The following is a 14741-nucleotide window of genomic DNA, read 5'->3' on the forward strand; positions in this document are numbered from 1 at the left end:
TGAGTTGAATTCTGGATAAAATTGGTCTACAGCCCTACAACCATAAGCGCCAATAGCTATAAAGTTTGAAGCAAATTGATGCGCATCGGACGCAGGAAGGGCGTGCCCGGTGGCGGCTTGAGCGCCTCGAAACGCTCGCGCACCGCGTCGCGCATGCCGGGGCTCCAGCGGCGGTCGGCATAGGTCACGCCGGTCATGCGACGCTCGTAATCATCGAAATCGGTAAAGCGCACCGGCATGTCGAAATGGAGTTCGGCCACTTCGCGCCAGCCGCCCGTGGCCAGTGCGCGCTGCACGGCGGCGTACGCGGCCTCGCGCACCTGCTGCTCATCGTTGAACAAGCGGTTGATCTCGTTGAGCGGGCCGTCGAACACGGGCTCCGACACATACAGATGGGCCCTGAGGCGCAGCACGCGCCGGGTCTCGGCCAGCGCCTGGTCCAGCAGAGGCAGCGGCACGTGGTGCAGCGACTTGAGCATCAACGCCAGGTCGAACTGCGCATCCGGCGAGGGGATGGCCTGCGCGCCCGCGGCCACAAAGCGCAGCCCGGGGACGGCCGGCGCGGCCAGATTTTGCGCGTGCTGGATCGCGTCCACTTCGAGCGCCAGCACGCTGCAGTCCGGGCGCGTCTGCACCAGGCGCCGCGACAGCGCTGCCCCGCCGCAGCCCAGCTCGATCACACGCAAGTTGTGCAGCGGCACCCAGCGCGCGATCAGCGCCAGTTCGTCACGCGTCTGTTCGGTGGTGGGGGCGATCAGCGGCATCGTGAGCGGTGGCGATTCAGTCCAGGAACGGGCCAAAGCCCTCGGGCGGCTCGAAACGCTTGTTGCGCCACACCACGCGCGTGGGCACGGGCTCGGGCAGGGCGCGCTCTGGCACCGAGTGCATGGGATCGCCCGGGTAGCAGAGCACGCGGGTTTCGCTGGTTTCGACGGGCTCGGGCTCGACCAGCGCCGGACGGCGCGCACGTGCGTCCTGCATGGCGGCGGCCACGTCGGCGTACTGCATGAGGTGCAGCAGGCTGATGATCTGCGGCGGCGCCAGGTCGATCTCGTGCGCGCGGTATTGCTGCAGCGCGGTGCGCGGCGGCAGCCAGCGCGCTTCGGTGACCTCGAAATCGTCGATGCGGGTTTCCTGTGCCGCGGGTGCGGCGGCCAGGAAGAAGCGGGTGTCGAAGCGCTTGTTCATCACCGAAGGGCGGCGCGGGGTGATCCAGCGCGACCACGGCGCGAGCGCGTCGGTGTCCAGCCGCGCCTCGCGCTCGGCCAGCAGGGCGCCGAACGTCGTGCCCGTGCGCAAGCGCTCGCAGGCCTCGGCGCTGCGGGTGGCGACCTCGGCATCGCCGAGCTGAAGGTAGAGCAGGCCGGATTCCTCGGCCGCCTCGCGAGCGGCCGCGACGTACAGCCCAGCCGCCTGCGCAGGCGTCAAGCCGGGCTCGCCCAGGCGCGCGTGCAGCTCGGCCGGATCGCGGTCGAGCCGCGCGAGCAGATCGGGCGCGGTGTCTTCCTTGTCCACCTTGCCGCCCGGAAAGACGTAGGCGCCGCCCAGCACGGCGGAATCGGTATGGCGCCGCATGAGCAGCACTTCCAGCCCGGCCGCGCCGTCGCGCAGCATGACCACGCTGGCCGCGTCGCGCGGCGGGGTGTCGATGATCTCGTGGTTGAGTTCCATGGCGCCACATTGTGGCGGCAAGCGCGTGGGGCCACTGTCCGGTGGGCAACAGGCGCCGGTTGGCGGCTGAATTACAGTCGCCCCGAACTTTGTCTGACCCACTACTTACAACTGGAGAGAAGCAACATGGACAAGATCGATTTCACCGGCCGCGTGGCCATCGTCACGGGCGCGGGCGGCGGCCTGGGGCGCCTGCACGCGCTGGGCCTTGCCGCGCGCGGCGCCAAGGTGGTCGTCAACGACCTGGGCGGCGCGGTGGACGGCACCGGCGGTTCGGTCACTGCGGCACAGAAGGTGGTGGACGAGATCAAGGCCGCCGGCGGCGAGGCGATCGTCAACGGCGCTTCGGTGACCGACTTCGCGGCCGTGCAGGCCATGGTGCAACAGGCGATCGACGCCTGGGGCCGCGTGGACATCCTGGTCAACAACGCCGGCATCCTGCGCGACAAGAGCTTCGCCAAGATGGAACTGGACGACTTCCGCCTGGTGGTGGACGTGCACCTGATGGGCGCGGCCAATTGCACCAAGGCCGTGTGGGCGCACATGGTGGCGCAGAAGTACGGCCGCATCCTGATGACGACGTCGTCCACTGGCCTGTACGGCAACTTTGGTCAGGCCAACTACGGCGCGGCCAAGATGGCGCTGGTCGGCCTGATGCAGACGCTGAGCATTGAGGGCGCCAAGAACGACATCCGGGTGAACTGCCTGGCACCCACCGCCGCCACGCGCATGACCGAAGGCCTGCTGCCCCCCGAGGTGATGGAAGCCATCCTTCCTGAAACCGTGGTGCCGACCATGCTGGTCGCCGTGAGCGAGCAGGCGCCCACGCGCACCATCTTCTGCGCCGGCGCCGGTACCTACGAAGCCGCCCACATCACCCTGACGCAGGGCGTGCACCTGGGCCTGACGCCCGACACGCCCGAACGCCTGCTGGCCGCGCTGGGCCAGGTGACCGACAGTCAGGGCGAGACTGTGCCGATGAGCGGCGCCGAGCAGGGCACCAACGAGGTGCAGAAGGCGCTGGCGGCGCGCCGTTGAGCGGCTGCCCTGGCGGCCCATTGGCGACCGCCGGTCGTGCTCCGGATCAAGATGGGCGTGGCTGCACGCGGCCGTCAAGGCTGTGCTAACTTCGCGCCCTGCAAGACAAGGACACACCATGAACAACCTGAGGGACCGACTGAACGGCGTCGGGCCGGAGCGGTTGCGAGGCATCCGCCGCGGCATCGAGAAGGAAAGCCTGCGTGCGCGGCCCGATGGGACGCTGGCGCTGACACCGCACCCGGCGGCGCTCGGCTCGCCGCTGACGCACCCACGCATCACCACCGATTTCAGCGAATCGCAGATGGAGTTGGTCACCGGCGTTCACCCGACGGTGGACGCCGCGCTGTCCGAGCTGGGCGAGATCCACCAGGTCGTCTACCAGGAGATGGCCAACCTGGGCAACGAGATGCTGTGGGTGTCCAGCATGCCCTGCGGCCTGCCGTCGGACGAGAACATTCCGATTGGCGTGTTCGGCACGTCGAACGTCGGGCGCGCCAAGAGCGTCTACCGCATGGGCCTGTCGCACCGCTACGGGCGGCGCATGCAGACGATTTCGGGCATCCACTACAACTGGTCGCTGCCGGGCGTGAGCAGCGACGAGTATTTCGCGCTGATCCGCAACTTCCGCCGCCATGCGTTTCTGCTGCTGGTGCTGTTTGGCGCGTCGCCCACCGTGTGTTCGTGCTTTGTGGCCGGGCGCCCGCACGAATTGCAGCCGCTGGGCGCGCACAGCATGTACCTGCCGTACGCCACCTCGCTGCGCATGGGCCGCCTGGGCTACCAGAGCGACGCGCAGTCCTCGCTGGCGGTCAGCTACAACAGCCTGGACGGCTACGGCGCTTCTTTGGAAAAAGCGCTGACCGAGCCGTACCCGCCGTACGAGAAGGTGGGCATCCAGAACCCCGGTGGCGACTACAACCAGCTCGACACCTCGCTGCTGCAAATCGAGAACGAGTTCTACGGCACCATCCGCCCCAAGCGCGTGATTCAGCCGGGCGAGCGCCCGCTGCACGCGCTGCGCGAGCGCGGTGTGGAATACGTCGAAGTGCGCCTGATGGACCTGAACCCGTTCGAGACCATCGGCATCAACGCCTCGACCGCGCGCTTTCTGGACGTATTCCTGCTGCACTGCCTGCTGACCGAGAGCCCGCCAGACACGCCCGAAGAGATCGCCGCGCTGGCGCGCAACCAGCACCAGACGGCCGCACGCGGACGCGAGCCCGGGCTGGAACTGGAGCGCGCCGGTCAGAAGGTGAAGCTGACCGACTGGGGCCATGAGGTGCTGGCCGCGTGCGAGCCCATCGCCCAGTCGCTCGATGCCGCGTTGGGTGGCACCGGGTACTCTGAAGCCTGGCGGGCGGCCAAAGCCGCCTTGAACACGCCCGAACAACTGCCCTCTGCCCGCGTGCTGCAGGCGGTGCAGGCCACCGAAGGCCAGAGCTTCAAGGACTTTGTCTGCCAGCAATCGCAAAACACGCGCGATGCCTTTTTGATGCAGCCGTACCCCGACGCGCTGCGCGAGCGTTACGCGCGCATGGCCGCCGATTCGATCGACGAGCAAAAGCGCATTGAGCGCGCCGACACCATGCCTTTCGAGGAGTACCGCCGCCAATACGTGTCGGCCGAGCGCCTGGGCCTGCTCCCCGACGCGGTGATGGTCGGCGCGGAATCGCCCTGAGTGCGGGCAGCCCGGGCGCGGCGGAGCCTGTGTTGCCCGGCCCTGAACGCCGAGGGCGGACCGATGGGCGGGCAGGGCGACAAGTGGCTCCGGTTTCAAGCATTTTTGGCCTCCAGCCCTACAACCATCTGCGCGGGAAGCTATTAAAAATGTAGTAGTCTGCAGGCTACAACGGCCAGCGCCTGCGCGCCACGCGCTGCCCAACGCCTTTTCGTTCCCTCCACTCGCGCCGCCCGCCTGACCTGCCCATGTTCGACCCCGCCGCCCATGCACCTGCTGGCCCTTGCGCCCCGGCCCGCCGCGCCTTCGTGCTGCGCGCGGTCAGCGTGCTGGGCATGGGAGGCACCATCGCGCTCTTGCACGCCTGTGGGCGCAAGAGCCCGCGCGCCCAGGCCGTGCCGGCGGGCACCACGGTGCTGGCGCTGGGCGATTCGCTGACCTCCGGCGTGGGCGCCACGCCCGACACCGCCTACCCCGCGGTGCTCGCGCGCCTCACCGGCTGGAACGTGGTCAACGGCGGCTTGTCGGGCGACACCAGCGCGCAGGCGCTGGCGCGGCTGCCGGCGCTGCTGACCGAACACGCGCCCCAACTCGTCATCGTCAGCATCGGCGGCAACGACTTTCTGCGCCAACTGCCGGAGGCCGATACGCGCACGAATGTCCACGCCATCTGCCAGCAGGCGCTGGCCAGCGGCGCGCAGGTGCTGCTGGTCGCCGTGCCGCGTGCGACCGTGGCCGCTGCGCTGGGTCAGATGACCGACCACACGCTGTACGCCGAGGTGGCCAAGGACCTGAACGTCCCGCTGCTGCGCGAAGCCTGGGGCGAGGTGCTGGCCCAGCCGGATCTGCGCGCCGACCAGGTCCACGCCAACGCGAAGGGGTACGAACAATTCGCTCGCAGCGTGCAGGGCGGGGCGGCGGCGGTGGGGCTGCTGGCGCGCTGAGAGCACGCGTTCTGACATGCCTCCGAAGCAGGAATATCCACGACTATCGCGCCCGAGTGATTCAGAGCCCGCCCGAGCCTTTGGGGGTGCGCTGCGAGGGCAACTTAATCGCCGTTGTGCGCCTGGAAGCGTTGAGTGGGGGGGTCATGTGCTAGTCCACTGAATCCGAAGAATCGGATGTGATGCGTTGAGTTGGATCAGCATATGCCCACTTCAACGGCTTGGGGTCCTTGTTGTACTGGCGGATATAGCGCATGAGCTTCTTGTCCAGGTCTTTGACCGAGGTGAAGACGCCGCGGCTGATGACGTCGCGCTGGATGCGAGCGAACCAGTTCTCCACCTGATTCAGCCACGACGAATATGTCGGGGTGTAGTGCATATGGACGCGCTGATGTTTGGCCAGGAACACTTGCACGAGCGGCGTCTTGTGACTGCTGACGTTGTCGCAGATGACGTGGATCTCGCGGCGCCTGGGTTGACTGGCAAGGATGTCTTCGAGGAAGGTCACGAACTGCTCGCTGGTGTGACGAGTGGCGGATTTGCCCAGAACCTCGCCGGTGCCGGTGTTGAGTGCGGCGAACAGGCTGAGCGTGCCGTTGCGCTTGTATTCGAAGCCGTGACTCTGGGCGCGTCCGGGCGACAGCGGCAGCATCCGGTCCTTGCGGTCCAGCGCTTGGATCGCCATCTTCTCATCCACGCAAAACACGGCCGCGTGCGCGGGCGGCTGCAGGTACAGGCCGATCACGTCAGCCGCCTTGGTCTCGAAGTCCGGGTCGTTGGAGACCATGTGGGTATCGAGCCGATGGGGCTGAACACCGTGCTTGCGCCAGGTGCGCTGGACGGCCGAGAACGACACGTCGCCCAGTTCGGCGGCAAGCTTGCGGCTGCTCCAGTGCGTGGAGCCGTCTTTGGGTAGATGCTTGAGCGTTCGGTTGAGCACCCTGGCCTCGAGCTTGGCCGTCGGCGTCTTGGGCGTGCGGCCGGGGTGCAAGGACACCAAGCCGGCCAGCCCCTACGCTGCAAATGCCGCAGTCCACTTCGAGACGAACTGGTCATTGCAGGCAAGCTTGCTTCGAATGTCGACTCGGCGTTCGCCATCGCGTACGCGCAAGATCCGAAACGCAGCCAATCGTCGCTGCAAGCCATTCCCGACTTCACGCTGGTCAACGCGCTTCAGGGCGTTCGCTACCAGGAAATGCGCCTCATCGACGAGTTCACCGGCGGTGATCAGACGATGGACGAATTCCAAGTGCTGATGGACGGCAGCGACGTTTGCCTGGGTTCGGTCGGCATCGTGGTGGAGTCGCCGGCCGGCACCAAGTCCATCCTGAAAATGCCGCTGGACCACCTGGGGCAGGAGCAGGTCAAGGATTTCACGAACTACGGATTGGGCAGCTACGCCTTCTACGGTGAGCGCGCGTGGACAGTGGAAGGTCTACGCCGCAGCATCCAACCCGACGCGCTATCCCACCGACGATGGGGTAGGCCCCAGTTGTGCTGCGGCACCGGCTGATGGTGTGTTCGCGCCCCAAGCTACGCTCCGCGTGCATGCCCGAGTGATTGCGCAATAGTGCCTCGGCAAGACCCAGCCGGGTGCTGCTCTACCGATGCCCTGTTCTGCCACGAGCCCATGGCACAATCGCGCCGCCGCCTGCGCGCGGCACACGCTGGGGGTGCCCCGCGGGCCCTGGGCCGGCGCGGGCTGAGAGAGTCCCTTCGAACCTGATTGAGGTCATCCTCGCGCAGGGAAGCCCGCTCATCCGGCCGCGTTCGCCCACCTTGGGCCACGCGGCGCGAGCGATTTCCTTGTGCCGTGCCGCACGGAATCCGCCGCATGAGCCCAACCGCTTCTTCCCCTTCCTCTTCCTCTCCTGCCGCTGCCAACGAAGCACTGGCGCCGTTGCCGGCCGACCGGCGCGTGTTCCGCTGGCACGACCACGCGTCGCTGTGGTTCAGCCTGGGCGTGGGGCTGCTCGTCATGCAGGTCGGCGCCTACCTGATGCCGGCGCTGAGCCCGCGCGAGGCGCTGGCGGCGATCGTCTTTGGCTCGCTGATCGGCGCGGGGCTGCTGGGCTGGGTCGCCAAGCTGGGTTGCGACAGCGGCCTGGCCAGCGCGGGGCTGATGCACGCGGCCTACGGGCGGCGCTTCGCCGGCCTGCCGATCATCTTGAACATCGTGCAGCTGGTGGGCTGGGGCACGTTTGAATTGGTGGTGATGCGCGATGCTACCGTCGCCATTGGTCGCCAGTCGGGCGGCATGGCGGCCAGTTGGTGGCCAGTGGCGGCCACGCTGCTGTGGGGCGGCGTGGTGGCGCTGCTGGTCAGCGGGTCGATGGTGCAGCTGGTGCGCCGCGTGATCGCGCGCGTTGCGCTGCCGCTGGTGGTGCTGTCGCTGCTGTGGCTGTCCTGGCAATTCCTGGGCATGGCGCAGGCGCAAGGCCTGGCGCAGCTGTGGGCGCGCCCGGGCGAAGGCGGCATGGGCGTGATGCCCGCGCTGGACCTGGTGATCGCCATGCCGATTTCGTGGCTGCCGCTGGTGGCCGACTACGCGCGCCACGGCATGAGTGGCCGCAGCGCGCTGCGTGGGACGTGGCTGGGATACGCGCTGGCCAACATCTGGTGCTATGCGCTGGGCGTGCTGGTGGCGCTGACCCTGCCCAGCAAAGACCTCGTGACGGCGCTGCTGCTCGCGCAGGGCGGGCTGATCGCGTTGTCGCTGATCCTCGTGGACGAAGTGGACAACGCCTACGGCGACGCCTATTCCGGCGCCGTGTCGGCCCACAGCCTGCTGCCGCGTTGGAGCGTGCGGCGCTGGGGCTTATTGCTGGCGCTGGGCTGCACCGCGCTGGCGCTGGTGCTGCCGATGCACAGCCTGGAGCCGTTTCTGCTATTGCTCAGTTCGGTCTTCGTGCCGCTGTTCGGCGTGATCCTGGGCCGCCTGGCGTTGGGTGTTGACGTGGGCGCCGCGCTGCAGCGCGCGCGCAGCGTGCACGGGGTGCCGGTGGCGCTGTGGCTGGGCGGCATCGCCTTCTACCACCTGCTGCCCCAGTGGCTGCCGGGCTGGGGCGCGGCGCTGCCGACGCTGGCCGTGTGCTTTGTGCTGGCGCGGTTGACGCGCGGGCGTTGAGCGGGCCGATCAGCGTCTGCTGCAAATTCAGGAGCTGGCCGCGCAAGTGGTTGTAAGGCCAGCTCCGGATTTCATTTGAAATAGGGGATTCGCTGCCGCTCAGTAGACCAGCCGCGAATGCCCCACGCCGCCGCCTTTGTCGACGCGGATCTGCACCGGGATGCGCTCCTTCAGCGCCTCCACGTGGCTGATCACGCCGATCATCTTGCCGCTGGCGTTCAGCGCGTCGAGCGCCGCGAGGGCGACCTCCAGCGTGTCGCCGTCCAACGTGCCAAAGCCTTCGTCCAGGAACAGCGAATCGATCGAGGTCTTGTGGCTGACCAGGTCCGACAGCGCCAGCGCCAGCGCCAGGCTGACCAGAAAGCCTTCACCGCCCGACAGCGTGCGCGTGTCGCGCGCCACGTCGCCCTGCCAGCCGTCGACCACTTCCAGCTCCAGCTCGCCCGTCGCCCTGCGCCGCAGCGTGTAGCGCCCGTGTAGGCGCGCGAGGTGCTGGTTGGCCAGGTGCAGCAGATGGTCCAGCGTCAGCCCCTGCGCAAACCGGCGGTACTTGTCGCCCTTGGCCGAGCCGATCAGCCCGTCCAGCCGCTGCCACAGATCGCTGTCGGCGCGCTGCTGGTCGATGCGGGTCAGCAGCGCCTGCTGGCCGCTGCGGCGCGCGGCGTCGGCGTCCAGCTGGGTGCGGATTTTCGAGAGTTGAGCGATGCATTCGTCCCGCTGCGCCTGCAGCTGATCGATGCGCGCCTGCAACGCTTCGGGCGCTTCGTCGGTCAGGGCCTGCGTGGCCAGTGCGGTGTGGCGCGCCTGCGCTTCACCCAGCAGCGTGGCGGCGCGCTGCGCCTCGGTGCTCAGGCGGGCGTCCCAGGCCGTCAGGCGTTCGTGTTCGTCGGCGGGCAATAGGGCGGCGTGGTACGCGGCTTCGTCGCTCAATGGGCTGGCGTGCAGGGCGGCGGCCCAGGTGGCGGTGGCCTGTTCGGCCTCGGCCTGTGCGCGAGCGTGCTGCGCCTGCGCCGCTTCCAGCCGGCCCGCCAGCGTGTGACGGGTGTGGGTGATGTGCTCGACCGTTGACGCAGCTTCGGCCAGCGTCGTGGGCAGTGCCAGCGTGTTCGCAGTGTCGGGCGCGGCCACCGCCGGTGCGGTCTGCGCGCGCGCCGTCCACAGCGTGGCGTCGGCGTCGGCGCGCTCGGTGGCGGCGCGTTGCGTGCCGATGTCGAGGGCCAAGGCCTGCAGGCGCTGCTGCGTGGCCTGCCAGCGTTGCCATTCGGCCGCGCGTTCGGCCAGCCAGGGCGCGGCGGCGTCGTCCGCTTCCGGCACGGCGTGGCCGGCGTCGGCCAGCGCGCGGGCCAGTGCCGCGTGCACGGCGTCCAGCTCGTCCTGCGCCGCGCGCTGCTGCTGTGTGGCGGCTTCCTGGCGCTGGCCCAGCTCGGTCAGCGATTGCTGCAGGCGTTCGCGCGCATGCTGCGCGGCTTGCAGTGCCTGGGCGCTGTGGGCAGCGGCCTCGGTGGCGCGGCTCAGGGCCTGCTCGGCGGCTTCGGCTTGGGCCAGCGCTTGCGCCAGGCGTTGCGTGCGCGCATCGCTGGCCTGCGCGGCTTGGGTCAGGACTTCTTCGCGCGGCCAGGCGTCGGCGGCGGGGACGTTGGTGTCTGGCCCAGCCTGGTCCAGCAAGGTTTGCCAGCGTTGGGCGGCGGCGCTGGCATCTTCCTGCAGCTCGGTCGCCTGAGCCTTGCCTTGATCGACCTGGGTCTGCGCCGCGGCGGCGTTGGCTCGGCATTGCTCGCCCTGCGTGCGCAACGCGTCCAGCGCGGTTTGGGCGGCGTGCAGCGCTTGTTCGGTCTCGCCGACGTTCAGCGCGGCATACGCGGCGATGGCTGGGTGTTCGCTTGCGCCGCACAGCGGGCAGGCTTCGCCCGGCTGCAGCGCGTGGCGGTGCGCCTCCAGGCTTTGGATGCGCTGTTCTTGCGCCAGCAGTTTCTGTTTGTCGCCCACGACGCTTTGCTGCGCCTTGAAGCGCTCGCGCAGGGCGGGCAGCGTCTGGGTCAGCCGGTCCAGCGCGGCCTGGTCGGCCGCCTGGCGTTGTTGCCGCGCGGCGATTTGCGCGGCCAGGCGGCGGCGTTGGCGCGCGGCGTCTTCCAGTTGCTGCCACCACTGGCCTTGCTGCTGCGCGGCTTGCCAGTGCGCGCGCAGGGCGGCCAGGGTGTCGGCGGCGTGGTTGGCCAGCTGTTCCTGCAGCGCGCGGCGGCTGGTGTTCAGCACCGTGTCGGCAGCTTGTTGAGCCTGCTCGGCGCCCTTGACCGCCGCTTCCTGCTGCTGCAAGCGTTCCTGCAACTGGCCGCGGTCGGCTTCGCCTTGGCGCAGCAGCGCGGCCTGCGCGGCGATGCGCTGGCGCAGGGCCGTGCGCTGATCGAAACGCAGGCGCCAGTCCGCCATGTGCTCGCCGAGCAACGCGTGGGCGGGGTGCGCGCGCTGGTGGTCGTCGGCCTGGTCGTGCTCGGCTTGCAGCGCTGCCAAGCGGTTGTGCGCCGCTTGCGCGGCCTGGGTGGCCAAAGCGTGGGCGTGGCGCAGGTGCTGGCCCAGCTGCTGGTTCAGCGCGCCATCCTCGGTGTGCAGGCGTTCCAGCGCGGCCGCGCTGTCGGTCAACGCTTGCTGCGCGCGCTGCGCTGCCTGGTGCGTGGGTTGCAGGGCCTGCGCGGGGGCGTGAGCAGCGAGGCGCTGCAATTCGGGCGCGGCGTCGGCGCGGGCTTGCGCGGCAGCGCATTGTGCTTGCTCGGCCTGGGCCAGCGTTTGGGCGGCCTGGTCGCGCTCGCGTTGCCATTGGCGCAGGCCGCTGGCGCTTTGCAGTTGGGATTGAAGCGCCGTCTGCTCACCGTGCAGGCGGGTGCTGTCGGCCTGCAGCGCGTCGCGCTGCTCGCTCTCCATCAACTGCACGCCATCGGCCTGCGCCTGCAGCTGCTCCAGCGCGTGGCGCGCGTCACGGGAACGCTCAAACACGGCTTGCGATATCTGGCCGTAGATCTCGGTGCCCGTTAGCTCTTCCAGCAGTTCGGCGCGGTCGTTGGCGTTGGCGTTCAGGAAGGCCGCAAAGCCGCCTTGGGCCAGCAACATCGACCGCGTGAAGCGCGCGAAGTCCAGGCCGGTGAGCGCGGCAACGCGTTTGAGTTTGTCGCCGCTGTGGGTGCTGAGGATCTCGCCCGCGCCGTGGTCGCCGGTGAGTTGAGCCAGCTCGACCTTGGGCGCCTGCAGCGCGCCGTCGATGCGGTCGCGTGCGCGGCGCTGGCTCCAGAATGCGCGGTAGGCCGTGCCTTTGACCTCGAACACCACTTCGGCCAGACAGTCGGCGGTGTGGCGCGTCATTAGCTCGTTGCTTTGGCCGCCCACGCTGGGCAGGCGCGGCGTCTGGTGGTACAGCGCCAGGCAAATGGCGTCGAGCAAGGTGGATTTGCCGGCGCCCGTCGGCCCGGTGATGGCGAACAGGCCGTTGTCCTTGAACGGCGCTTGGCGGAAGTCGACCGTCCATTCGCCCTTGAGCGAATTCAGGTTCTTCAAACGCAGGCTGAGGATTTTCATGCGGCCGCTCCGCCGGCGGCGTCGGTGCCGAGCTGGTCCAGCACCTGGCGGTAGCGCGTGTCCAGCGCGGTGCGCAGTTCTGGCGTCAGCGTTTCCTGCGCCAGCCGACGCGCGAAGACCTCGTGCGGGCTGAGTTCGTGCAGCGCCTCACCCGCGTCACCCGCCAGTTGCGGCGCGGCCGTGCCGCGCTGGCGGCGCACGCGCAGCACCTGCACCGGCAGCGCAGCGGTGAGCGCGTCGACGCGCGCGGCCAGGTCGGGCAGGTAGTCGTCTTCCTGCACCGTGACTTCCAGCCACACCGGGCATTCGGCGGTGCCGGGCGCGGCGGCGGCCTGCAGCGCGGCGGGCAGGGTGATGAGCGAGCCGGCCACCGCAGCCAGCGGCCGGAAGGCGGGCACTGGCAAGGCCTCAATGCGCTGTACGCCGTCGGCGCCCAGGTCGATCAGCAGCACTTGCTTGGCCTGCCGCGCTTCGTCAAAGCTCAGCGCGATGGGCGAGCCGCTGTAGCGGACGTGGTCCAGCCCGCCCACTTTTTGCGGCTGGTGGATGTGGCCCAGCGCGATGTAGTCGGCCGGTGGGAAGGCGCTGGTTGGGAAGGCTTCGAGCGCGCCGACGTAGATCTCGCGCACCGATTCGCTGCGGCTGGCGCCGACGGTGGTCAGGTGCCCGGTGGCGACGATGGGCAGACGTTGGCCGTGGTCCGCCAGGTGCTGCGCCTGAAGCGCTTGCGCGGCAGCGTAGACGCGCGCGTAGGTGCCCTGGATGGCGCTCTGCAGCGCCAGCTGCTTGTCCGCGGCCGACTGGCCGGCGTCGCTTTGCACCACGTCACGCGCGCGGATGAAGGGCAGGGCGCAGACGATGCAGCCGAGCGTGGCTGCGTCGCCGCGCATGGGCAGCGTCAGCACGTGTTGCGCCGCGTCGGCATCAACGGCCGCGACGACGTGCGCGTTCAGCTGCGCCAGCAGCGGCTGGTGCTCGCCCAGCACACTGACCGAATCGTGGTTGCCGCCCAGCACCAGCAGGGCCACGCCGGCGCGGCACAGGCGGCCGATCAGTTGGTTGTACAACTCGCGCGCGTAGCTGGGTGGCGCGCCGGTGTCGAAGATGTCGCCCGCGATCAGCACGGCGTCGACCGCGTGGGCATCCACCTGCCTCAGCAGCCAGTCGATCAGCGCCGCGTGCTCGGCCTGGCGCGTCTGGCCCATGAAGTGCTGGCCCAGGTGCCAGTCGGAAGTGTGAAGAAGGCGCATGCGGAGAGATGGGGGCGCGAAGCAGGGCAACGGAGAGAAGCTGGCATTAGATCATCGCGCTGCGACGCTGAAGGGGCACGGACAGGGGCTGCAAAGGTGCGCTCACTCCATGCCGAGCTGTCGCCCGCGTGGCAGCCAGGGCCGGCCCAAGGTGCGGCGCGAAGGTACGATGGCCAAGCCACTGTTCTGGGCGCAGCCAGCGTGCGGGCAGTGGCCAAAATTCAACCACTTTGAGGAGACAGTCCCTGTGTTCAGCCACGTCATGATCGGCGCCGCCGACCTGGAGCAATCCCGCCAGTTTTACGACGCCGTGCTCGGCACCCTGGGCATCGCGCCCGGTGCGGCCAACAAGCACCGCTATTTCTACCGCGGCGGCGGTGGCACGTTTTCGATCAGCACGCCGATCAATGGCGAAGCCGCCACGCACGCCAACGGCGGCACCCTCGGCTTTGCCGCCAGTTCGCCCGAACAGGCCGACGCTTTCCACGCGGCCGGTTTGGCGCATGGCGGCGTGGCCTGCGAAGACCCGCCGGGCTGGCGCGGCGAGAAGCCGGGGCGCATGTACATCGCCTACCTGCGCGATCCGGCGGGCAACAAGATCTGTGCGCTGCACCGCGAGCCCAAGGACGCTTGAGGCGGTCCGCCGCGGTCGGTGGCGGTTGACAGAATGCTATAAAAAGAGAAGCTTGCAGCGCAGGTGGTTGTAGGGCCAGCGCTTGATTTTTCTTGATTTTTGGTGGCCGGCGTTGTCCTGACGCAGCGGTGTACGCACAAAAAAAGCCGACGGCGTGCTGCCGTCGGCTCTTCTGTTGGATCGTCACGCCCGGGCGTTGACGACACGCCGGCGTGGCGGTTCAGGCCGCTTCGATCTGCAGCGCGGCCTGGTCCAGCACCGCGGCAATCGCCTTGACCTGAACGTCGGTCAGCGGCTCGGCCGGCACGCCGGGGCGGCCGTCGAGCTTCAGGCGCAGCGCGGTTCGGAAGTTCTCCAGCGCGCGGATCAGCGCCGCCGGGCGCTGGTGGCGCTCGTGTCGGCGGCCTTCGGACAGGCGGCCCAGCAGTTGCTGGAGCGCCGCGTCCTGCTCGGCCAGCGCGGCCTGGCCCTCGGGCGTGATGGCGTACTGCTTGCGCCCACCCGCGGCTTCGGTTGCGGTGATGTGGCCCATGTCGACCAGCACGCTGAGCGTGGGGTACATGGTGCCGGGGCTGGGCTGGTAATCGCCGCCAACCAGTTCGCCCACGGCGCGGATCAGGTCGTAGCCGTGGCTGGGTTGCTGGGCGATCAGGTGCAGCGCCAACAGGCGCAGGCCACCGGCTTCAAACATGCGTTCGCGCCGGCGTGCTTGGTGGTGTTCGGCATGGCGCGGGCCGTGGCCGGGCCCATGGTGACGCGGCCCGGGACCGCCGCCGCCAAAGTCGTCGCCATGCGCGTGGCGCGGGGCGTGAGGATGGTGGTGGTGCGGATG

Annotated in this window: 11 protein-coding genes and 1 pseudogene; 6 read left to right on the forward strand and 6 right to left on the reverse strand. The window is 69.0% G+C overall.

Annotated features, from left to right (window positions below):
• Positions 1 to 56 precede the first annotated feature (56 nt).
• Together FVQ98_RS16010 and FVQ98_RS16015 are read right to left on the reverse strand one after the other, a co-directional pair.
• Positions 57 to 764: a class I SAM-dependent methyltransferase gene (locus tag FVQ98_RS16010; RefSeq protein ID WP_147914459.1), complete on the reverse strand. Its 708-nt coding sequence runs from the start codon at positions 762 to 764 to the stop codon at positions 57 to 59.
• 16 nt (positions 765 to 780) lie between these two features.
• The gene (locus tag FVQ98_RS16015) at positions 781 to 1671 is read right to left on the reverse strand and encodes an NUDIX hydrolase (protein ID WP_147914460.1); all 891 of its coding nucleotides are present in this window, start codon (positions 1669 to 1671) and stop codon (positions 781 to 783) included.
• Between the two features lie 126 nt (positions 1672 to 1797).
• On the opposite strand from FVQ98_RS16015, the gene FVQ98_RS16020 reads away from it, so the two are divergent.
• The 3 genes from FVQ98_RS16020 (at position 1798) to FVQ98_RS16030 (ending at position 5334) form a co-directional block, all read left to right on the forward strand.
• Complete coding sequence (locus FVQ98_RS16020; RefSeq protein ID WP_147914461.1) at positions 1798 to 2709, forward strand: SDR family NAD(P)-dependent oxidoreductase; 912 nt, start codon at positions 1798 to 1800, stop codon at positions 2707 to 2709.
• Between the two features lie 118 nt (positions 2710 to 2827).
• Positions 2828 to 4390 (forward strand): glutamate--cysteine ligase, encoded by a 1563-nt coding sequence (gshA, locus tag FVQ98_RS16025; RefSeq protein ID WP_147914462.1) that lies wholly within the window; start codon positions 2828 to 2830, stop codon positions 4388 to 4390.
• 248 nt (positions 4391 to 4638) lie between these two features.
• Complete coding sequence (locus FVQ98_RS16030) at positions 4639 to 5334, forward strand: GDSL-type esterase/lipase family protein (protein WP_370512973.1); 696 nt, start codon at positions 4639 to 4641, stop codon at positions 5332 to 5334.
• 151 nt (positions 5335 to 5485) lie between these two features.
• On the opposite strand, the pseudogene FVQ98_RS16035 reads toward FVQ98_RS16030, so the two are convergent.
• A pseudogene (locus FVQ98_RS16035) lies at positions 5486 to 6526 on the reverse strand (IS630 family transposase).
• A 42-nt stretch (positions 6527 to 6568) separates the two neighbouring features.
• On the opposite strand from FVQ98_RS16035, the gene FVQ98_RS16040 reads away from it, so the two are divergent.
• Complete coding sequence (locus FVQ98_RS16040; protein ID WP_147914463.1) at positions 6569 to 6847, forward strand: hypothetical protein; 279 nt, start codon at positions 6569 to 6571, stop codon at positions 6845 to 6847.
• A 321-nt stretch (positions 6848 to 7168) separates the two neighbouring features.
• The gene (locus tag FVQ98_RS16045; protein WP_147914464.1) at positions 7169 to 8461 is read left to right on the forward strand and encodes a purine-cytosine permease family protein; all 1293 of its coding nucleotides are present in this window, start codon (positions 7169 to 7171) and stop codon (positions 8459 to 8461) included.
• A 99-nt stretch (positions 8462 to 8560) separates the two neighbouring features.
• Here FVQ98_RS16045 and FVQ98_RS16050 read toward each other — a convergent pair whose 3' ends face one another.
• Positions 8561 to 12025 (reverse strand): AAA family ATPase, encoded by a 3465-nt coding sequence (locus FVQ98_RS16050; RefSeq protein WP_147914465.1) that lies wholly within the window; start codon positions 12023 to 12025, stop codon positions 8561 to 8563.
• Positions 12022 to 13275 carry an exonuclease subunit SbcD gene (gene sbcD / locus FVQ98_RS16055; protein WP_147914466.1) on the reverse strand — a complete coding sequence of 418 codons (1254 nt, stop codon included), beginning with the start codon at positions 13273 to 13275 and terminating at the stop codon, positions 12022 to 12024. The genes FVQ98_RS16050 and sbcD overlap by 4 nt, the downstream gene beginning before the upstream one ends.
• 247 nt (positions 13276 to 13522) lie before the next feature.
• Between sbcD and FVQ98_RS16060 the strand changes: the two genes are divergently transcribed.
• On the forward strand, positions 13523 to 13909 hold the full coding sequence (locus tag FVQ98_RS16060; protein WP_147914502.1) for a VOC family protein: 387 nt from the start codon (positions 13523 to 13525) through the stop codon (positions 13907 to 13909).
• Positions 13910 to 14129: 220 nt separating this feature from the next.
• Here the strand turns inward: FVQ98_RS16060 and FVQ98_RS16065 are convergent, their stop codons facing one another.
• The gene (locus FVQ98_RS16065) at positions 14130 to 14600 is read right to left on the reverse strand and encodes a PadR family transcriptional regulator (RefSeq protein ID WP_187265767.1); all 471 of its coding nucleotides are present in this window, start codon (positions 14598 to 14600) and stop codon (positions 14130 to 14132) included.
• Between the last annotated feature and the right edge of the window lie 141 nt (positions 14601 to 14741).

This window comes from Ottowia flava (assembly GCF_008017535.1).
GTDB lineage: Bacteria > Pseudomonadota > Gammaproteobacteria > Burkholderiales > Burkholderiaceae_C > Ottowia > Ottowia flava.